The 19,413-nt window shown below is 70.6% G+C and carries 20 protein-coding genes; 9 read left to right on the top strand and 11 right to left on the bottom strand.

Translation table 11 applies throughout. The annotated features are described in order from the left end of the window. On the top strand, nt 1-241 hold a 241-nt coding region (locus MYF83_RS41435), incomplete at its 5' end, for a WCX domain-containing protein (protein WP_372500406.1). Between the two features lie 138 nt (nt 242-379). Here the strand turns inward: MYF83_RS41435 and MYF83_RS41430 are convergent. From MYF83_RS41430 to MYF83_RS41390, 9 genes are all read right to left on the bottom strand, one after another. Then, nucleotides 380-1,351, bottom strand: coding sequence for an FAD binding domain-containing protein (locus MYF83_RS41430; protein WP_248966298.1), 972 nt, complete (start codon nt 1,349-1,351; stop codon nt 380-382). Between the two features lie 34 nt (nt 1,352-1,385). After that, nucleotides 1,386-3,737 (bottom strand): xanthine dehydrogenase family protein molybdopterin-binding subunit, encoded by a 2,352-nt coding sequence (locus MYF83_RS41425; RefSeq protein WP_248966302.1) that lies wholly within the window; start codon nt 3,735-3,737, stop codon nt 1,386-1,388. Between the two features lie 50 nt (nt 3,738-3,787). Then, nucleotides 3,788-4,276: a (2Fe-2S)-binding protein gene (locus MYF83_RS41420; RefSeq protein WP_248966297.1), complete on the bottom strand. Its 489-nt coding sequence runs from the start codon at nt 4,274-4,276 to the stop codon at nt 3,788-3,790. A gap of 245 nt (nt 4,277-4,521) precedes the next feature. Further along, nucleotides 4,522-4,974 carry a nuclear transport factor 2 family protein gene (locus MYF83_RS41415; RefSeq protein WP_248966296.1) on the bottom strand — a complete coding sequence of 151 codons (453 nt, stop codon included), beginning with the start codon at nt 4,972-4,974 and terminating at the stop codon, nt 4,522-4,524. A 65-nt stretch (nt 4,975-5,039) separates the two neighbouring features. Then, nucleotides 5,040-5,939, bottom strand: coding sequence for a pyridoxamine 5'-phosphate oxidase family protein (locus MYF83_RS41410; protein ID WP_248966295.1), 900 nt, complete (start codon nt 5,937-5,939; stop codon nt 5,040-5,042). Beyond that, complete coding sequence (locus tag MYF83_RS41405) at nt 5,939-6,382, bottom strand: VOC family protein (RefSeq protein WP_248966294.1); 444 nt, start codon at nt 6,380-6,382, stop codon at nt 5,939-5,941. Before MYF83_RS41405 ends, MYF83_RS41410 begins: the two co-directional genes overlap by 1 nt. A gap of 206 nt (nt 6,383-6,588) precedes the next feature. Beyond that, a complete protein-coding gene (locus MYF83_RS41400) occupies nt 6,589-7,191 on the bottom strand; it encodes a CGNR zinc finger domain-containing protein (RefSeq protein WP_248966293.1) in 603 nt (200 codons plus the stop codon). Nucleotides 7,192-7,260: 69 nt separating this feature from the next. Continuing rightward, nucleotides 7,261-7,437, bottom strand: coding sequence for a hypothetical protein (locus tag MYF83_RS41395; RefSeq protein WP_248966292.1), 177 nt, complete (start codon nt 7,435-7,437; stop codon nt 7,261-7,263). Next, complete coding sequence (locus MYF83_RS41390) at nt 7,427-9,202, bottom strand: PspC domain-containing protein (RefSeq protein WP_248966291.1); 1,776 nt, start codon at nt 9,200-9,202, stop codon at nt 7,427-7,429. Before MYF83_RS41390 ends, MYF83_RS41395 begins: the two co-directional genes overlap by 11 nt. A gap of 133 nt (nt 9,203-9,335) precedes the next feature. Here MYF83_RS41390 and MYF83_RS41385 point away from each other — a divergent pair, with 133 nt between their 5' ends. The 5 genes from MYF83_RS41385 to MYF83_RS41365 are packed head-to-tail and all read left to right on the top strand — an operon-like array spanning nt 9,336 to nt 13,128. Next, nucleotides 9,336-10,523, top strand: a complete 1,188-nt coding sequence (locus MYF83_RS41385; RefSeq protein WP_248966290.1) for an ATP-binding protein — start codon at nt 9,336-9,338, stop codon at nt 10,521-10,523. 37 nt (nt 10,524-10,560) lie between these two features. Further along, the gene (locus MYF83_RS41380; RefSeq protein WP_248966289.1) at nt 10,561-11,193 is read left to right on the top strand and encodes a response regulator; all 633 of its coding nucleotides are present in this window, start codon (nt 10,561-10,563) and stop codon (nt 11,191-11,193) included. A 41-nt stretch (nt 11,194-11,234) separates the two neighbouring features. Further along, entirely contained in the window at nt 11,235-11,939 is a 705-nt protein-coding gene (locus MYF83_RS41375) for a neutral zinc metallopeptidase (protein WP_248966288.1), read from the top strand. Further along, nucleotides 11,939-12,316 (top strand): WhiB family transcriptional regulator, encoded by a 378-nt coding sequence (locus MYF83_RS41370; protein WP_308201581.1) that lies wholly within the window; start codon nt 11,939-11,941, stop codon nt 12,314-12,316. The genes MYF83_RS41375 and MYF83_RS41370 overlap by 1 nt, the downstream gene beginning before the upstream one ends. Next, nucleotides 12,313-13,128: a CPBP family intramembrane glutamic endopeptidase gene (locus tag MYF83_RS41365; protein WP_248966287.1), complete on the top strand. Its 816-nt coding sequence runs from the start codon at nt 12,313-12,315 to the stop codon at nt 13,126-13,128. The genes MYF83_RS41370 and MYF83_RS41365 overlap by 4 nt, the downstream gene beginning before the upstream one ends. On the opposite strand, the gene MYF83_RS41360 is transcribed toward MYF83_RS41365, so the two are convergent. Next, nucleotides 13,092-13,820, bottom strand: a complete 729-nt coding sequence (locus MYF83_RS41360; RefSeq protein WP_248966300.1) for a PIG-L deacetylase family protein — start codon at nt 13,818-13,820, stop codon at nt 13,092-13,094. The two genes, MYF83_RS41365 and MYF83_RS41360, sit on opposite strands and share 37 nt — an antisense overlap. Nucleotides 13,821-14,046: 226 nt before the next feature. Between MYF83_RS41360 and pcrA the strand changes: the two genes are divergently transcribed. Beyond that, complete coding sequence (gene pcrA / locus MYF83_RS41355) at nt 14,047-16,266, top strand: DNA helicase PcrA (protein ID WP_248966299.1); 2,220 nt, start codon at nt 14,047-14,049, stop codon at nt 16,264-16,266. A gap of 128 nt (nt 16,267-16,394) precedes the next feature. On the opposite strand, the gene MYF83_RS41350 is transcribed toward pcrA, so the two are convergent. Beyond that, nucleotides 16,395-17,285 carry a hypothetical protein gene (locus MYF83_RS41350; protein ID WP_248966286.1) on the bottom strand — a complete coding sequence of 297 codons (891 nt, stop codon included), beginning with the start codon at nt 17,283-17,285 and terminating at the stop codon, nt 16,395-16,397. A 413-nt stretch (nt 17,286-17,698) separates the two neighbouring features. On the opposite strand from MYF83_RS41350, the gene sucC reads away from it, so the two are divergent. Both sucC and MYF83_RS41340 read left to right on the top strand, forming a co-directional pair. After that, entirely contained in the window at nt 17,699-18,877 is a 1,179-nt protein-coding gene (gene sucC, locus MYF83_RS41345) for an ADP-forming succinate--CoA ligase subunit beta (protein WP_248966285.1), read from the top strand. Further along, a partial coding sequence (locus MYF83_RS41340; protein ID WP_248966284.1) for a CoA-binding protein occupies nt 18,877-19,413 on the top strand: 537 nt, incomplete at its 3' end. The genes sucC and MYF83_RS41340, both read left to right, overlap by 1 nt.

Below are 19,413 nucleotides of genomic sequence, written 5' to 3'. Positions count from 1 at the left end.
CCAAGCCCGGATCACCCTGTACGCGCCGGCCGAGACCGCCGCCGAACGGATCCCGCCCACCGTCGGTGTCATCGAGGCCGTCGACCCGCACAGCTGCCTTCTCCATACCGGATCCAACTCACTCGACGAACTCGCCATCTACGTCGCACTGTTCGGCTTCCGCTTCCGGATACACCAGCCACCCGAACTGATCGCACACATCCGAGACCTCACCGCCCGACTCACCGACGCCATCGACTGACTTCCCGTTCGCGCCACCCGATCATGCCGGTGTCCACGACGTTCGCACCATGCTTGATCAACACGAGTTGGTGCAGTCAACTGAACATCCCCGGGCCGGTGGTGATCCGGGCCGGGGATGCGTGCCTTCGGCAGTGTTCTAGACGGTCGCGGCAGCGGAGAGTAGGGCGCGATGGGTGAGGACGCGGGCGAGGTGCCGGCGGTAGTCGGGGGTGGCGTGCAGGTCGCCCGTGGGGGAGGTGCCCTCGGCCGCCGCGGCGGCAGCCTCCCGGAGCGCGGCCCCGGTGCTGTTGCCGGCGTGCCGCCCGGAGCCGTTCGCGCCGCCGGCGGTGCCCGAGCCGTTCGCCGCCGAGCCGCCGTACGGGGCGAGGGAACCGTTCAGCTCGATCCCTGCCGCCGCCGATTCGACCTGGGTGGCGCGTACGGGCGTGGGGCCCATGTTGGTCAGGCCCACGCGGGCCTCCTCGACGCGGCGGCCCGTGCCACCGGGGTCGCCGGAGAGGCGCACGGCCGCCGCGACGCCGACGATCGCCCACGACTGTGCGGTCCGGTGGAACTTCTCGTAGTGGAAGCCCCAGCCCACGCCCAGCTTGGGCACCCGGACCGCGGCGAGGATCTCGCCCGGTTCCAGCGCCGTCTCCAGGTAGTCCAGGAAGAAGTCCCGGGCCGCCACCACCCGCTCGCCCGACGCGGAGTGGACCACGAACTCCATGTCGAGCGCCAGCGCCACGGCCGGCAGGTCACCGGCCGGATCCCCGTGGGCGAGGGAGCCGCCGAACGTGCCGCGGTGCCTTACGGCGGGATCGGCCACGGTCGCGGTGGCGAGCGCGACCAGCGGGCACTCGGCGTTCACGATCGGCGAGCGGACCACTTCGTCGTGCGTGGTGGTGGCGCCGATGGTGATGTGGCCGTCCTCGTCGCGGATGCCGTGCAGTTCGGCCAGGCGGCCGACGTCGACCAGCACGCTCGGGTAGGCCAGCCGCAACCGGAGCAGCGGCAGCAGGGACTGCCCCCCGGAGAGCACCTTGGCCTCCTCCCCGGCGTCGGCGAGCACCGACACCGCCTCGCTCAGCGATGAGGGCCGGACGTAGTCGAAGGTCGCGGGGATCATCTGGCACCTCCCTCGTGGTCGCAGGTCGCCGGGTTCATGCGGTGCCTCCCTGTACTGCTCGCCAGATCCGTTCGGGGGTGCACGGCATCGTCACGTCGTTCACCCCGTACGGCCGGAGCGCGTCGACGATCGCGTTGACCACGGCGGGCGTCGAGGCGATCGTCCCGGCCTCGCCGACGCCCTTGACGCCGAGCGGGTTGCTGGTGGCCGGCGTCTCGGTCCTGTCGGTGACGAAGTCGGGCAGGTCGGCCGCCGACGGCAGCAGGTAGTCGGCCATCGTGGTCGTGAGCAGGTTGCCCTCGGAGTCGTAGACGGCCTCCTCGTACAGCGCCTGCGCGATGCCCTGGGCGAGGCCGCCGTGGACCTGCCCCTCGACGATCATCGGGTTGACCACCTTGCCGATGTCGTCGACCGCCACGTACGACCTGATCTTCGCGGCGCCGGTCTCGGTGTCCACCTCGATGGCGCACAGGTGCGTCCCGTGCGGGAACGAGAAGTTGCCGGGGTCGAACGTCGCGTCGGAGTCCAGGCTGGCCTCGACGCCGTCGGGGAGGTTGTGCGCGGCGAACGCCGCCAGCGCCACCTCCTGGATGGTCGTGCCCGCCTCGGTGCCGCGCACTTTGAACGTGCCGCCGTCGAACTCGATGTCGTCGGCGGAGGCCTCCAGCAGGTGGGCGGCGATGTTCTTGGCCTTGTCCTTCACCTTGTCGCAGGCCTGCAGCACGGCGATGCCGCCCACCGCCAGCGAGCGCGAGCCGTAGGTGTCCATGCCCTTGTGGGCGATCGCCGTGTCACCGTGCAGCACCGCGACGTCGTCGAACGGGACGCCGAGGGCGTCGGCGACGATCTGGCTCCAAGCCGTCTCGTGGCCCTGCCCGTGCGGGGTGGAGCCGGTGACGACCTCCACCTTGCCGGTGGGCAGCATGCGCACCGACGCGTGCTCCCAGCCGCCGGCGCCGTAGCTGAGCGAGCCGAGCACGCGGCTGGGCGCGAGGCCGCACATCTCGGTGAAGGTGGAGACGCCGATGCCGAGCTGCACCGGGTCGCCGCGGTCGCGCCGGTCGGCCTGTTCGGCTCGCAGCTTGTCGTAGCCGAACAGGGCGAGCGCCCTGTCGGTCGCCGCCTCGTAGTTGCCCGAGTCGTAGGTGAGGTTGGAGATCGTCGTGTACGGGAACTCCTCGTGGGCGATCCAGTTGCGCCGCCGCACCTCGATCGGGTCGAGGGACAGCTCGGCGGCCAGCTCGTCCATGAGCCGCTCGATCGCGAACGTCGCCTCCGGCCGGCCCGCGCCGCGGTAGGCGTCGGTCGGCATCTTGGTGGTGAACACGCCCGTGCACATGAAGTCGTAGGCGTCCATCTTGTAGATGCCGTTGAACATGAACGCGCCCAGGATCGGGATGCCGGGGGTGACCAGCATGAGGTACGCGCCCATGTCGGCGAGCAGGTCCACCTTCAGGCCGCGGAGGCGCCCGTCGGCGTCGGCGGCCAGGGAGAGGCGCTGGAGCTGGTCGCGGCCGTGGTGGACGGTCAGGTTGCCCTCCGAGCGTGACTCGGTCCACTTGACCGGCTTGCCGAGGCGCCTCGTCAGCAGGAGCAGTAGCACCTCCTCGGCGGTGACCTGGAGCTTGGAGCCGAAGCCGCCGCCCACGTCCGGGGCCACCACGCGCAGCTTGTGCTCGGGGATGCCGGTGACCTGCGCCAGCATGATCCGCAGGACGTGCGGGATCTGGGTGGAGGAGTGCAGGGTGAAGGAGTCGCCGTCGGTCTGGGCCACCACGGCCCGCGGCTCCATGGCCGAGGGGATGAGCCGCTGCTGGACGAAGGTCCGCTCGATCACCACGGGGGCGTCGCGGAACGCCGCGTCCAGGTCGCCCGCCGAGAACGTCCAGGTGAACGCCTTGTTCCCCGCATCATGGACCGTGGGGCCGCCTTCCTCGAGCGCCTCGGTCATGTCGAGCACGGCGGGCAGCGGCTCGTAGTCGATCTCGATGGCCTCCAGCGCGTCGCTCGCCTTGTACCGGTCGGTGGCGACGACGCAGGCCACCGCCTCGCCCGCGTACCGCACCTCCGTGACGGCCATCGGGGGGTGCTCGGGGATGACGATGTCCTCGCTGACCGGCCAGGCGCACGGCAGGCTGCCCTGCTCGGCCGCGAAGTCCTGGCCGCTGAAGGCCGCCACGACCCCCGGCATGCTGAGCGCCGCGGAGACGTCCACGCGGGTGACGCGGGCGTGCGCCATCGGGCTGCGCAGGAACGCCACGTGGAGCATGCCGGGCAGCTGGATGTTGTCGGTCCACTGGGTGCGTCCGGTGATCAGCCGGGCGTCCTCCTTGCGCTTGCGCGCCGCGCCCACCTCGTGCCTGCCGGGAGCGGGCTCGCTGAGCATGTCGTTGTCGGCGATCTGCTTGGCCACGAATCCGGCGTCGAGCTCCTCGGTCATATGCCGCTCACCACTTCCGGGCTGCTCATGCTCTGCGCGCCTCGCCGTACGGCGCGGACGATGTTGCAGTAGCCGGTGCACCGGCAGAGGTTGCCCTCCAGGCCGTGGCGGATCGCCTCGTCGGAGGGGTCGGGGTCGTCCTTCAGCAGGTCGATCGCGGCCATGATCATGCCGGGGGTGCAGTAGCCGCACTGGAGGGCGTGCTCCTGGTGGAAGGCCTCCTGCATCGGGTGCCGGCCGTCGACCCCGGACAGGCCCTCGATGGTGACGACGTCACTGCCGTCCGCCTGTACGGCGAGGACCGAGCAGCTCTTCACGCTCCTGCCGTCGAGTATGACCGTGCAGGCGCCGCAGTTACCGGTGTCGCAGCCGATCGGTGTGCCGGTCTTTCCCAGCCGGTCGCGCAGGAGGTGGACAAGGAGCAGGCGTGGCTCCACCTCCTCCTCGTATGTGACGCCGTCGACGGTGAGGCTGATACGGGTCATTGGTCCTCCAAGCGCGCTGGCGGTGGATCTATTGCCGTGCGCTTACCAGTGCCGACCTCGCTGGAGGTGTCCCGGAGGAGGGTGACGGTGAGGTGGCGAGCGCACTAACGGTGAGGAGTGGATGGAGTGAGAACCGACAAATGCGAAAGTACGCCCCTGATCTGCGGGGTCAACCCCCGAGACGGCAAAACACCCGTCGGCTTCCATGACACGCCACCCTTGCGCGTCGCCCGTTCGTCCGCGCCCTACGCCAAGGGGAAGGGGCGGCCGAGGTCGGAGGGAGTACGGGGACCGAAGATCCGGCGGTCCTCCTCTGTGATCGCCAGGTCGTTGATGCTCGCCTCGCGGCGGCGCATCAGACCCTCGCCGTCGAACTCCCACAGCTCGTTGCCGTAGCTGCGCCACCACTGTCCGTTCGCGTCCCGGCACTCGTACTGGAACCGCACGGCGATGCGGTCGCCGGTGAACGACCACAGCTCCTTGCGCAGCGCGTAGTCCAGCTCCCTGGCCCACTTGCGGGTCAGGAACTCGACGATCTCCTCGCGTCCGGTCACGAACTCCGACCGGTTGCGCCAGACCGAGTCAGGCGTGTAGGCGAGCGCCACGCGATGTGGATCGCGGGTGTTCCAGGCGTCCTCCGCGGCCTGGACCTTGGCTCGCGCGGTCTCCTCGGTGAACGGCGGTGTCAACGGAGCCATCACGCATCCTTCCTGTGCGGGACGCCGGTGCCGGCCGGGCACGCTCTGGCATCGCCCGTACGGGCTCAGGCGTCGGTGGTGCGAGAGGACGAAGATCCCTCGGGAGCGGCCACCGGCGGATTGAACGGCGAGCGCTCGACGAACCGCCAGGGGGATGGGATCTCGCCCGCCATCTCCACGACCTCCTCCAACTCGAACCCGGCCTCGTCGCCGTCGAAGGCGGCCCGGCCGGTGAGACGCAGCCCACGACCACTCTCCCAGTCGAGGAAGAGCAGGCCGCAGGAGGGGTTGAGCAGCAGGTTCCCCAGCGTCATGAACATCAGGTTCCCCGGGTACTCCGGCCAGGCGAGCCGCCGCTCGTCGATGACCTGGACGAATCCGGGGGCGCCTCCCCGATGGGAGGCGTCGGAGCCCTGCCCGTCCACGTGCGTGGCGATGAAGAACGTGTCCGCCGCGCGGATCCAGTCACGCTGTGCGGGCGTCAGCGCCTGGCCTGTACTGATCCGCGTGGCCGATCCGGTGGAGCCGAACGCGGGCTCCCGCTTCTGGATGTACTTCGGGCAGTTGGAGTACACCTGCTCGGTGCGGACGATCAGGCGGTCCCCCTCGCGGTGCGCCCGGCCGTTCGCGCGCATGCGGCGGCGCGTCGCGGGCTCGATGGCGATGATCCCGATGTCGCGGCCGTCCTCGTCATCGCCGCCGTCGTACAGCCCGGCGACGGGCCCGGCGGGCAGGGCGTCGATGGCGATGTGCCGCTCGTCCAGCGGGTCGGCGAAGCCCTCCGGCCCGGTGAGGGCGGTCGCCCAGACCCGCCCCCGCCGGTCCGGGCTCGCGATCACGAGCATGCGCTGGGCCCGCAGGAAGTCGGCCGCAACGTCGGGGATCACGGCCCGGGTCCGTGCCGACCCCAAGGGCTTCGTGATCCCGGCCCGGCGCTGGAGCAGCAGCTCGCCGGGGTGCTCCATTAGAAGAACCCGCAGGTGGGGGCCCCCGCCGCGGGGGCCTTGAGGTCCTCGGCGCCGGTCGGGGCGGAGATCTCCACGCGGATGCCGTCAGGGTCCTCGAAGAACACGCCGCCGGACTGCCTGCCTTCCCCGTGCGAGACGAGCCCGTCGTAGGCGAACCGGACGCCGATCTCCTGGAGGGTGGCCTCGGCCTCGCGTACCGCGTCCATGTCCGGGACCTGGAAGGCGAGGTGGTGCAGGCCCGGTGACGCCGTCGCGAAGCGGCCCTCGCTCTGCTGCCAGAGCGTCAGGACCGTACCGCCGTCGTATCCGAGCGTGGCGTACCGCCGGTCGCCTTCGGTCGACTCCTTGAGCAGGTCGAACCCGAAGACGTGCAGGTAGAACCGCTTGCTGCGATCGAGGTCGGTCACGTTGAGACCCACATGCCCGATCTTGAAGCTCATCTGCTCACCCTTTCGCCGGCACCTGTCTAACGGAAGAAGGAGGCAATTCCCGTTAGAGTATGCCACCGACCCTAACCTAACGGAAGTCAAGGATTCAACCCGTTAGAAGCCGGACCCTGGTACCGGCTCCACCCCCGGTGGTCCGCCGTACGACGGCGCCGGCCGGGAGGGTGAGGTGGCCGGGCGAGGTGGGTTTCGGTGGGGGGTCAGTCAGGGGTGGGGGCGTGGTGGTGGTGGTGGTAGTGGCGGGCGGCGCGGGCGCGGTTGCCGCACTTGACCGAGCACCACTCCTGGCGGGCGTGCTCCTTGAGGAAGTAGATGACGCAGCGCGGCGCCGGGCAGGCCCTCAGGTGAACGCGGTCGGGGCCGGCGAGGAAGTCGATCGTCGCCGTGGCGAGCCTGGCGCACAGCAACGCCGGCTCGCCGGCCTCGATCGCCGGGGTGCTCGTTGCGAGGGGGACGCCGGTCGCCGGCCAGTCGAGCCGCCGGACCAGCGGCACGGCCCCGGCCGCCGCGTTCACCGCCGCGAGCGCCTCGGTGAACTCCGGCAGGCGCGCGGCGTCCGCAGAGCTCGGCTCACCGGGGGCCACGGCCCTGGCGAACAGCGCCCGTACCGCCTGGCGGAGTGCGACGACCTGCTCGCGAAGGGCATCGGTCGCGGTGAAGCGGGCGGGGTCCGCCACCCCGAGGTCGCCGGCGTTGTCCCGGACCCATGCGGTCAGGCCGCCGGTGTCGGCGAGGGCGTCGGAGACGCCGGCGCGACTCGCGCGGATGGTCCTGGTGAAGCGCAAGGCCAGCGGGTCGGACATCGCTCCAGTCTAACGAGGATCGGGCCCGATTCCGTTAGAAGCAGGCTGAGGATGATTCGCCGGCGGCGGTCAGCGTTTGCGGGTGGCTTTGGCGATGATGCCGACGAAGCCGGCGAAGCCGAGGCCGAAGATGAGGATCGGTGCCATGACCATCACGTCGGGCGCGGGCGGGGTCAGGTAGCGGATGCCGACGCCGATGAACAGCAGTCCGGCGAGCAGCGACAGCCAGTCGGTCTTATGCCGCACGGTGCACCTCCACGTCTCCGATGCCGGCCTTGACGTGCAGTTCGATGACCGGGACGGATCCCGACGGCTTGACGTCGGGTTCCAGGACCTTGTCGTGGTGGACGTCGGCTCCGCCCTGCACCGTGTGCTCGATCTTCACGTCGCCCAGCCTGGTGTAGCCGAACACCTCCACGCGGGCCGTTCGCGGCACGATGATCTTGAGTTCGCCGATGGACACGGAGGCGTCGAAGCGGGTGCGCGACCCCGGGAGGAGCTTGGTGCTCCGCAGGTCCAGCGTGCCGTCGCCGATGCCCACCGAGTAGGTGCGGACCGCCTGCGAGCTGTCGACCGGCTCCCAGGTGTAGCTGCCGATCTTCTTAGGAATACCGTTCATGGTCGATCCCGCCACGAGGAGAAGGGCCACGATCGTGCCGGTCGCGACCAGCCCCGCGCCCCGGCCGAACCAGGTCGCGACGAGGAGCCCCGCGCCGATCGTGATGAGCACCACCCCGCCGACCACCGGCAGGTTGAACGTAGTGGACGACGACTGCGCGGCAACCATGATCCCTCCGACCATGAACGCGATGAAGACCGTGAGCGCGCCGATGAACGACTTCGGCCGGTCGGGCCGTGCCGGGCGGGTGCCGCCCCTCTTGTCGTAGCCCCAGTACTGCGGCTCGTACGGTGGGTGCGCGTCGTGCGGACGGTAGGGGCCTCGCGGGGCGAACGGCTCACCGGAGGAGTCGAAGCCGCCGCCCCCGAACCGTCCGGTCCCGTAGCGGGGAGCGACCGGAGCGCCCGCGGCCCCGTAGCCGGGCCGTCCGTAGCCGGAAGACGCGGGAGAGGTGGAAGAGGTGGAGGGGGCGTCCTGGTGGGCGGCGCGTGCCTCCCGGGCCAGGTCCGCGAGCCGCCGGTACTCGGTGCCCGCGCCCGAGACGGCGTCCGCTGGTGGCGCCTCGGTGTGCGTCACGTCGGCCCGGTCCTGCGGGGGAGCGCCGGCGGGTGAGGCTGCGGTGGGAACACCGGTCGGGGCCGCGGACGGAGCACCGGTCGGGGCCGCGGTGGGAGCACCGGCCGGGGGCGTGGAAGGAACGCAGGTCGGGGCCGCGGCAGGCGGCGCGGAGGACGGCGGGGCGGGGGGCGACGAGGGGAAAGACGCGCTCGTGGGAGGCGGGGAGAAGCGCCCGCCGGAAGGGAAGGGCACGCCGGCGGGAGGAGCCGAGGAGAACGGCGGGGCCGCAGGAGGGAACGGGCGGGCGCCGAACGGCTCGCCGGCCCAGTGGTCGGGGACCGGCCGGGTGCCCCGCCTGCCCTTGATCCGCTCCGGCAGCGATCTGGTCAGAGCCAGCAGGTCGACGCCTTGGGAGTGCGCCGCGAGCAGGGCGATCGCGAGCAGCGTGCCCACGACGACCGTGGCGGTGCTGATGCCGTCGGCCGCGAGGTTGATGATCAGGCCGAGGCCGAAGATCGCCGCCAGCAGCGCCATCACGGTCTCCGCGTCGAAGACCCTGCGGCTCCACTGCTCGGCGTATCCGGGGCCGCCGTTCGTGTTTCTCATCAGCAGGAACGCGGCGATGTACAACATGATGCCGATGCCGGATCCGACGACCAGGACGGCGAAGCCCACGCGGAAGATCACTGGATCCATCCCCGTGTAGCGGCCGAGGCCGGCGCACACGCCCGTGAGCATGCGTCCCTCGTCACTACGCTTGAGCACGCGCTCCTCGTTCACGGGTGCGAAGTTACCTGGCTCCAGCGTCGGGTCCGGACTACGTGCTTCGGTCATGGCTCCATCGTGGCCGCGCGCCGGCCCCGCCCGCCATCCGGGAGGACCCTGACTCGTCCCCGAGCACTCAGGGCAGGAGTCAGGGAGCGCCCTGATGCACTTTTGTCCCTGCACGTGTGACGATGCTCGAGAGATGTCTGAGACCCCCACCATTCCCGAGGCCTACCCCCGCCTGGTCCGCCCGCTGCGCGGCCGGCTCGTCGCGGGCGTCGCCCAGGGTGCCGCCGCCCAGCTGAGGCTCGACCCGGTCGTGCTGAGGCTCGCTTTCGTGCTGCTCACCGTCCTGGACGGGCTCGGTCTCCTCGCGTACGCCGCGCTGTGGCTGTTCACTTCGAACGAGCAGAGCGAAGGGGAGCCGCCCGGTCGCGACTGGGGCCAGATCGCCGCGTACGCCGTGCTCGGCATGGCGCTGACAGCGTTCGGCTGGCTGACCGGCGCGTCCACCGGGGGCATCGGCACCTGGTCGATCGCGCTGGGCGGCATTGGCACGCTGATCCTCTGGCAGCAGGCCGAACCCGACCGCCGCCAGCGCTGGATGACCGGCGCGGTGCGGCAGGTGCGGCGATCGTGGGTCCGCGCGGGCATCGGCCTGCTGCTGATCGTGACCGGCGCCACCGGCTTCCTCGCGTCCCAGGGCCAGCTGAACCAGGTCCCTCCTCAACTGTTGTTCACCGGTGTCGTGGCCGGCGGGATGGTGCTGATCGCGGCGCCCTGGCTGGCGGCCCTGTGGAAGGAGCTCCAGAAGGAGCGCCGTGAGCGCATCCGCCAGGAGGAGCGCGCCGAGATGGCCGCGCACGTCCACGACTCGGTGCTGCACACGCTGACGCTGATCCAGCGCAACGCGAACGACCCGTTCGAGGTGACCCGCCTGGCGCGGTCGCAGGAGCGCGAGCTGCGCAACTGGCTCTACCAGCCCAAGGCCGACGCCGACGCCACCATGGCGGCCGCGGTGCGCCGGGTGGCGGCGGAGATCGAGGACGAGCACGGCGTCCCGATCGAGATCGTCTGCGTGGGCGACTGCGATCTGCACGACGGGCTGCGGGCCATGTTGCAGGCGGTGCGGCAGGCGATGGTCAACGCGGCGAAGTACGCCGAGGCTCCGGTGATCTCCGTCTACACGGAGGTGGAGCCCGAGGAGGTCACCGTGTTCGTCAGGGACCGCGGCAAGGGTTTCAATATGGACGAGGTTCCCGACGACCGCATGGGCATCCGCCAGTCGATCATCGGCCGGATGGAGCGCCACGGCGGGAGCGCCCGGGTCAAGACCGAGCCGGGCGAGGGGACCGAAGTGATGCTGACGATGAAGCGGGAGCAGTCGTGATCCACGAACCGCCCCGATGCGTGAGGGAGCCGTGAACATGGTCAAGGTACTGATCGTCGACGACCACCGGCTCTTCCGGTCGGGAGTGCGGGCCGAGCTCGGCCCGCAGATCGAGGTGGTCGGCGAGGCCGAGGACGTCGAGTCCGCGGTCACCGCCATCGAGTCCCTCAAGCCCGACGTGGTCCTGCTCGACGTCCACATGCCCGGCGGGGGAGGCCAGGAGGTGCTGCGCCGGGTGCTCGGCTCGGGGTCGGCCGTCCGCTTCCTCGCGCTGTCGGTCTCCGACGCGGCCGAGGACGTGATCGGCGTCATCCGCGGCGGGGCCCGGGGGTATGTCACCAAGACCATCAGCGGCAGGGAGCTGACCGACGCGATCGTCCGGGTGTCGGACGGTGACGCGGTGTTCTCGCCGCGCCTGGCCGGCTTCGTCCTGGACGCCTTCGCCTCGACCGAGGCGCCGTCCATCGACCCCGAGCTGGACTCGCTGACGACCCGCGAGCGCGAGGTGCTGAGGCTGATCGCGCGGGGGTACGCCTACAAGGAGATCGCGAAGGAGCTGTTCATCTCGGTGAAGACGGTCGAGACCCACGTCTCCTCCGTCCTGCGCAAGCTTCAGCTCTCCAACCGCCACGAGCTGTCTCGCTGGGCGACCGCTCGCCGGCTCGTGTGATTCACCGCGCGAGAGCGTGACCGGTCGGCCAGGATGGTCGTGTGACCCCTCGCACAGTCCTGACGCTCGTGCTCGCGGCCGTGCTCGCCACGAGCTGCTCGTCCGTGGCGTTCTGGAAGGACCAGTTCTCCGCGCCCAGCTCACCGGCCCAGCCCGACCAGCCGGCCCAGCCGGCCCAGCCGTCCAAGGCTCTCGGGCAGACGTTCGAGGAGGACGTCCAGCTCGCGCGCACCCTTGTCGAGCGTTACTGGCAGCAGAGGTTCCAGGCCGCCGGTCGCAGTTACCGCCCGCTGCAGAAGTTCGTGGCGTACAGCGGCACCGGCGGGCCCGACTGCGGCGGCCAGCCCGCCGTGCCGGAGAACGCCTTCTACTGCCCCGTCGGGCACTTCATCGCCTACGACGAGGCGTGGATGCGCGGCCTGTACGAGGAGAAGGGGGATGGCGCGGTCTACGTGATCATCCCGCACGAGATCGGGCACGCCATCCAGGCCCAGCTCATGAGCGACTTCAGCCTCAACGTCCAGCGCGAGCTGCAGGCCGACTGCTACGCCGGGGGCGCCCTGCAGGGCCTCATCAAGGACCAGCGGCTGGAGGCCGAGAACGGCGACGACGAGGAGTTGCTCGCCAACCTCGCGGCGGCGGGAGACCCCACCGAGGCGTGGTGGCGGGAGGACGCGCACGGCACCCCCGCCCAGCGCCAGCAGTCCTTCGCCAAGGGCTTCAACCAAGGCGTCGACGCCTGCTGATGTACGCCGAGATGGGGAGCGCCACGACCGTCGACTACATCGTCAGGCGGATGTGCCGCCGGGGCACGGCCCGTAACGTGGCGGTGTCGACGCAGGCCAGGGAGGTGGTCATGGGCACGGAAGCCGTCCGCGAGGCGGACTGGGCGTCCCGGGGGTCCTGCCGTACGTCCGATCCCGAGCTGTTCTTCCCCGATGCCCCTTCTCCTGAGCGCGAGGCGCGGGCGAAGGCCATCTGCGCCACCTGCCCGGTGATCGCGGAGTGCCGGGCGTACGCCGTGCGCGCGGGGGAGTCCGAGGGCATCTGGGGAGGGCTGACCACGGCCGAACGCCGCCGCCTGCGGTTCCCGCCCGGCTGGAGGCAGCGGGCCGCCTCGTGACCACCGATTCCGGACGGGTCTGGCCGGTGCTGGTGCCGGCCGTCGCCATGCTCGTGGCGGCCAACGTGCTCAACAACCGCATCGCGCGGCGCCTCGCGCCCGTGACGTCGCTGGCCACGGCCGGCGCGCTCGTGGCGCTCGGCCGGCGTTCCGGGCTGGCCTGGTCGGAGATGGGCTTCGCGGACGGGCGGCGGGGGGCGAAGATCGGCGGGGCGCTGGCGGCGGCGGTGGCCGCGGTGTATGCCGGAGGCATCCTGCCGGCCTCGACGCGGCGCTTCTTCCGCGACGAGCGGGCCCTCGCCCTCTCGCGTGCCCGCCTGCTGGAGGAGGCGCTGGTGCAGGTGCCGCTGGGCACGGTGCTGCTGGAGGAGGTCGCGTTCAGGGGCGTGCTTCCCGCGGTGCTGCGCCGCTGGCACGGGCCGGGCGTCGCCGTCGCGGGCTCGTCGGCGCTCTTCGGGCTCTGGCACGTCCTGCCGGCACTCGACATGGCCTCGGCCAACCCGGCCCTCAGCGGCCTCGCGCGAAACGACACGACGGAGCGGCCGGCGGACGCCGGTACGACGGCGCCGCCGGCCGGGGGCGGGGCGCTGCGCCTGGTGGTGGCGTCCGTGATCTCCACCGGCGTGGCCGGGGTGCTCTTCCACGAGCTGCGCCGTCGCGGGGGGCTCGCGGCGCCGTCCCTGCTGCACCTGGCCACCAACTCGCTGGGGTACGCCGCCGCCCGCGCCGCGAGAAGGCTCGACCGGCGGTCTCCGGCCGAGCCCGGTCCGGCCGCTCAGGCGCTCGGGACCACCTGGAAGCCCTCGGCGTAGGTGCCTTCGGGGAGGCCGGCGGCGCCGGCGTTCCTGCCGAGGAAGCCCTTGACGAAGTCCTCGAGGGTGTCCATGTGGGCCGTCTGGCTGACGTGGGCCCGCAGTGCCGCGAGCTTGCGGTCGAGCGTGGCGGTGACGTCCACATAGTGGTTGTTCGCCATGCCGCCCGTCAGCCACACCTCGCGCACCGTCCACGCCTCCAGCCCTTCCTCGGTGAGCAGCTCCGGGAAGGCGTACGGGTTGCGGGCGTCGGGGTAGACCGCGTCCAGCGTCGCGCCGCCGACGGCACGGTGGTCGGGGTGGCTCGGGCCCATGCGCGCGTAGTTGCGTTCGGGGCTCGAGGTGATCACCCGGTCGGGGCGCACCTGGCGGATCACCCGGGCGATGTCACGGCGCAGCGTCAGGGTCGGCTCCACGGTGCCGTCCTTGTATCCGAGGAAGCGCACGTCCTCCACGCCGACCAGCTTGGCGGCCTCGGTCTGCTCGGCGCGCCGCAGCGCGGCCATGCCGCCGTTGTCGAGCGCGCGGTCGAAACCCCCTGCGTCGCCGTCGGTGACGATGCAGTACACGACCCGAATACCCTTGTCGGTGAACGTCGCGATGGTGCCCGCCGCGCCGAAGTCCACGTCGTCGGGGTGAGCGGTCACCACCAGAGCCGTGCCGATGTCGGCGTCCGCAAGTACGGTCACGATCGTCCTCCTAGGTCTGCTGGGCGCTGAACAATTGGCATTGTCTCGATATTTCCGACCACGGGCGTCGGCTCCCCCGCCGGTAGGGCAGGGTGCGCGTCCGATCCCGCGGCCGGGACGGAGCCGGAGCCGTGGCCGGAGTGGAGCCGAAGAGGCGCCCATTGTCGGTGGGCGGCCATAATCTAGGGGCGTGTCGACCCGAGCCGTGAACCCCACTGTTGATCATCCTCTGCTCGACGGGCTCAACCCGCAGCAGCGGGAGGCCGTCGTCCATGAGGGCAGCCCGCTCCTCATCGTCGCGGGCGCGGGCTCGGGCAAGACACGGGTGCTCACCCACCGCATCGCCTACCTGCTGTCCGAGCGCGGCGCGCAGCCCCAGGAGATCCTGGCGATCACCTTCACCAACAAGGCCGCCAGGGAGATGAAGGAGCGGGTCGACCGGCTCATCGGCCCGAGGTCGAAGGCCATGTGGGTGATGACCTTCCACAGCGCCTGCGTCCGCATCCTGCGCCGTGAGGCCAAGCGGCTGGGCTTCACGTCGAGCTTCTCGATCTACGACCAGGCCGACTCCCAGCGGCTGATGGCGATGGTCTGCCGCGAGCTCGACCTCGACCCCAAGCGCTACCCGCCGCGCTCGTTCTCCGCGCAGGTCAGCAACCTCAAGAACGAGCTGATCGACTACGAGACGGCGGCGGGCAAGGCCCAGACGCACCTGGAGCGCACCCTCGCCGAGGCCTACGCCGGCTACCAGCGCAGGCTCACCGAGGCCGGCGCGATGGACTTCGACGACATCATCATGCTGACGGTCACCCTGTTCCAGCTCTTCCCCGATGTGGCCGAGCACTACAGGCGCCGCTTCCGCCACGTGATGGTCGACGAGTACCAGGACACCAACCACGCGCAGTACATCCTGATCAGGGAGCTCGTCGGGCAGCCCGAGCTGCGCACCGCCGACGGCGACCTCGTGCGCGAGGCCGCGGTGGAGCCGGCCGAGCTGTGCGTGGTGGGCGACGCCGACCAGTCGATCTACGCCTTCCGCGGCGCGACCATCCGCAACATCCTGGAGTTCGAGCGCGACTATCCGAGCGCCCGGACGATCCTGCTGGAGCAGAACTACCGCTCCACCCAGACGATCCTGTCGGCGGCCAACGCGGTGATCTCGCGCAACGAGAGCCGCAAGCCGAAGAACCTCTGGTCCGACCAGGGCGCCGGGCCCAAGATCATCGGCTATGTGGCCGACAACGAGCACGACGAGGCCATGTTCGTCGCGCAGGAGGTCGACCGGCTCTCCGACGAGGAGGGCGTGACGCCCGGCCAGGTGGCCGTCTTCTACCGCACCAACGCCGCCTCCCGCGTGTTCGAGGAGATCTTCATCCGCACCGGCCTGCCGTACAAGGTCGTCGGGGGCGTGCGGTTCTACGAGCGCAAGGAGGTCCGCGACCTGCTCGCCTACCTCCGGGTGCTCGCCAACCCCAGCGACACCGTCTCGCTGCGCCGCGTCATCAACGTCCCCAAGCGGGGCATCGGCGACCGCGCCGAGGCGATGGTGGAGGCGTTCTCGACCAGGGAGCGCATTCCGTTCTGGGACGCGCTCCGGCGGGCCGACGAGGCCCCCGGCCTGGCGACGCGGTCGCTCAACGCCATCAAGGAGTTCGTCGCCCTGCTGGACGACCTGCGGGGCAAGGAACTGCCGATCTCCGAGCTGGCCGAGGAGATCCTTTCGAGCACCGGCTACCGCACCGAGCTGGAGACCTCCGGCGACCCCCAGGACGAGAGCAGGCTGGAGAACCTCAACGAGCTCATCTCCGTGGCCCAGGAGTTCGAGGAGGCCAATCCCGACGGCACCCTCGTCGACTTCCTGGAGCAGGTCTCGCTGGTCGCCGACGCCGACCAGATCCCCGAAGGCGAGGACCACCAGGGCGTCGTCACGCTGATGACCCTGCACACCGCGAAGGGGCTGGAGTTCCCCGTGGTCTTCCTCACCGGCCTGGAGGACGGCGTCTTCCCGCACATGCGCTCGCTGGGAGAGCCGAGGGAGCTGGAGGAGGAGCGCCGCCTGGCCTACGTCGGCATCACCAGGGCGCAGCAGCGGCTCTACGTCTCGCGCGCCGCCGTCCGCAGCTCATGGGGGTCTCCGGCGTTCAACCCGGCGTCCCGGTTCCTGGCCGAGGTGCCGGCCGATCTGCTCGACTGGCGCGGCGACCCGGGCAAGAGCGCCTGGAGCGCGGCCACCAAGCGGGAGAGCCGTGCCCCCGCGACGCCGGCGAAGACCGGCGGGCGCGCGATCCCGAACCTCAGCCCGGGTGACCGGGTGACCCACGACCAGTTCGGGCTCGGCACCGTGGTGACGGTGGACGGCGTGGCCGAGAAGACCAAGGTGAAGGTCGACTTCGGCTCCGGCGGCGAGAAGACGCTGCTCCTGGCCTATGCGCCCATCGAGAAGCTATGACAGTGCCCATCGGGAAGCTGTGACAGTGCCCCTTCGAAAGCCGTGACAGCGTCGCACGGCGTTCCCGTTAGGGAACGCCGTGCGACGGGCTCGTCCCCGGGTCCGGCCGGGCGAGCCCGTGGGGTGCCTCAGTGCTGGCGGGCGGTCAGGCCGGTGACCGGGAAGGTCAGGTCGGGGGTCACCGGGAGGTCGGTCTGGAGGTCCTCTTCGTCGACGACCTCAGTGGCCGGGGGCGCCGTGATGACGACCTTCTTGCCCCAAGAGGTGTAGCGGCTGTCGGTGTCGATCGTCAGCTTGCCGGTCAGCGAACTGGCCGAGATCGGAAGTGACGACTGGAACCGGCGGGGGAGCTGGTCGCCGCCGATCCACAGCTTCCAGGGCAGCGCGACGGGCTTCTTGGACTTCAGCGACTTGGCCAGGGAGGCCAGGGACGGCGAGACCTTGGCGAGGTTCGCCAGCGTGACCGAGCCGCGCAGCAGGGTGGTCCTGGCGCCGCCGACCTTGCCGCCGGGGCTCTTGCTCTTCGTGCTCGCGAGGATGGTCTTGAGCACCTTGGGCTGGAGGACGTCGATCGTGCTCAGGGTCGGGGTGCCCCCTTCCGCGCGCACCCAGCTCCGGCCCGCGGGCAGGAGGTCGTCGTACAGGGCGCTCCGCAGGTACGTCTTGCCGTCGATGACGATCGTGCGGAGAGTGGAGTCCGGGACCTTGCCGTCGCCCTTCAGGACGATCTTGACGTCCAGGGCGTCGACGCCCGACTTCCCGAAGCGCAGGTTGCCCACCTGCCGGTATTTGAGGAGGTCTTCTCCGTCGAGCCGCATGCGCGTCAGCTCGTCCAGGCGCACGCCGCTCTTCTTCGCGAACTGCTGCCGCAGGGCCTCGACCGGGTTTCCGGGGGCGGCCTGCGGGGCGGTGAGCGTCGCGTTTGCGGTGCCCGGTGCCGCGTGCGCGGCGGCCGGGGCGGCCATCGCGAGCGCGGGGGCGACCATGGCGGTCGCGGTGAGGGCGATCCATCGCCTCATTGGGGGGTTCCTCCCGTTGTATGCCCCTCTCCCCGTCGTCGAGGGGTCCGCGCATTCTTCCGAGTCAAGATCACAGTGCAATCACGAGATCTTCGGAATGGGTGGCCATTGGCGGAATAGGGGATGTCGAAAAGCGGTACGCGGCGGAGGGGCGCACGGTCCTCCTGGCACGTCCGCTCGCTCGTCCCTGCGGGCCCGATGGATCGGGCACGGTGTCAGCTTTTCAGTAATACTGGGATAAAGCGGGGTATCTCATTACTGGAAGCGCGGTGGTAATGGCCCCCCGGCGAGCGCTCCACGTCCTGGCGGCGGCTAGGCTTCTCAGGCCAGGCTTCCGGCGGATCGCGGGCGTCCTGAGGTCTGGTCCTCAACGTAGAGAAGAAGAACAGCCGGACAAGCAAGGACGGACCCTCGTGGACCTGTTCGAACATCAGGCGAAGGAGCTCTTCGCGGAGTATGGCATCCCGGTGCCGCGCGGAATCGTCGCGCACACCGTGGAGGAGGCACGCGCGGCAGCCGAGCGGCTGACCGGTCGCGTGGTCGTCAAGGCCCAGGTCAAGACCGGAGGCCGCGGCAAGGCCGGTGGCGTCAAGGTCGCCGCCGACGCCGCCGACGCCGTGCAGAAGGCCACCGACATCCTCGGCATGGACATCAAGGGCCACACGGTCCACAAGGTCCTCGTCGAAGAGGCCAGCGCGATCGCCGAGGAGTACTACTTCTCCTTCCTCCTCGACCGTGCCAACCGCACCTTCCTCGCCATCTGCTCCGCCGCGGGCGGCATGGAGATCGAAGAGGTCGCGCACACCTCGCCCGAGAAGGTCGCCCAGATCCCGGTCTCCCCGCTGACCGGCGTCGACCGGGCGCGCGCCCGGGAGATCGCCCAGGCCGGCGGCCTGCCGGAGGCGGCGCTGGACGGCGCGGCCGACATCATCGAGAAGATCTGGGCCGTCTTCGTGGACGAGGACGCCACGCTGGTCGAGGTGAACCCGATGATCCTGACCCAGGACGGTCAGGTGAAGGCGCTAGACGGCAAGGTCACCCTCGACGACAACGCCTCCTTCCGCCAGGCAGAGCACGAGTCCTACGCCGACAAGGCCGCCGAGGACCCGCTGGAGGCCGCGGCCAAGGCCAAGGACCTCAACTACGTCAAGCTCGAGGGTTCGGTCGGCATCATCGGCAACGGCGCGGGCCTGGTCATGTCGACGCTCGACGTCGTCGCCTACGCCGGAGAGGAGTTCGGCGGGCAGAAGCCGGCGAACTTCCTCGACATCGGCGGCGGCGCCTCGGCCGAGGTCATGGCCAACGGCCTTGAGATCGTGCTGTCCGACCCGAGCGTGAAGTCGGTGTTCGTCAACGTCTTCGGCGGCATCACCGCCTGCGACGCGGTCGCCAACGGCATCGTCTCGGCGTTCAAGCTGCTCTCCGACCGCGGTGAGGCGGTCACCCACCCGCTGGTCGTCCGGCTGGACGGCAACAACGCCACCCTCGGGCGGCAGATTCTGTCCGACGCGGGCCTGCCCCGCGTCGAACTCGTGGACACGATGGACGAAGCGGCCAAGCGCGCCGCCCAGCTCGCTGCGGTAGGTGCGTAATGGCAATCTGGCTGACCGAGAACAGCAAGATCATCGTCCAGGGCATCACGGGCTCCGAGGGGTCGAAGCACACCCGCCGGATGCTCAAGTCGGGTGCCAAGGTCGTTGGTGGTACGAACCCCCGCAAGGCGGGCACCACCGTGGACTTCGACGGCGTCGAACTCCCGGTCTTCGCGACCGTGGCCGAGGCCACGGCCGCCACCGGCGCCGACGTCACCGTGATCTTCGTGCCGCCGGCAGGCACCAAGGCCGCCGTCATCGAGGCCATCGACGCCGAGATCCCGCTCGCCGTCGTCATCACCGAGGGCGTGCCGGTCCACGACTCCACCGAGTTCTGGGCCTACGCCGTCGCCAAGGGCGGCAAGACCCGCATCATCGGCCCGAACTGCCCCGGCATCGCCTCGCCGGGCGCCTCCAACGCCGGCATCATCCCGGCGGACATCACCACGGCGGGTCGTATCGGTCTGGTGAGCAAGTCGGGGACGCTGACCTATCAGCTGATGTACGAGCTGCGTGATGTGGGGTTCTCCACGGCG

Origin of the sequence: Sphaerisporangium perillae (assembly GCF_023276435.1) — a bacterium.
Taxonomy (GTDB): domain Bacteria; phylum Actinomycetota; class Actinomycetes; order Streptosporangiales; family Streptosporangiaceae; genus Sphaerisporangium; species Sphaerisporangium perillae.
The sequence above is the reverse complement of the archived record's forward strand: the minus strand, read 5'-3'. Positions and strand labels throughout refer to the sequence as shown.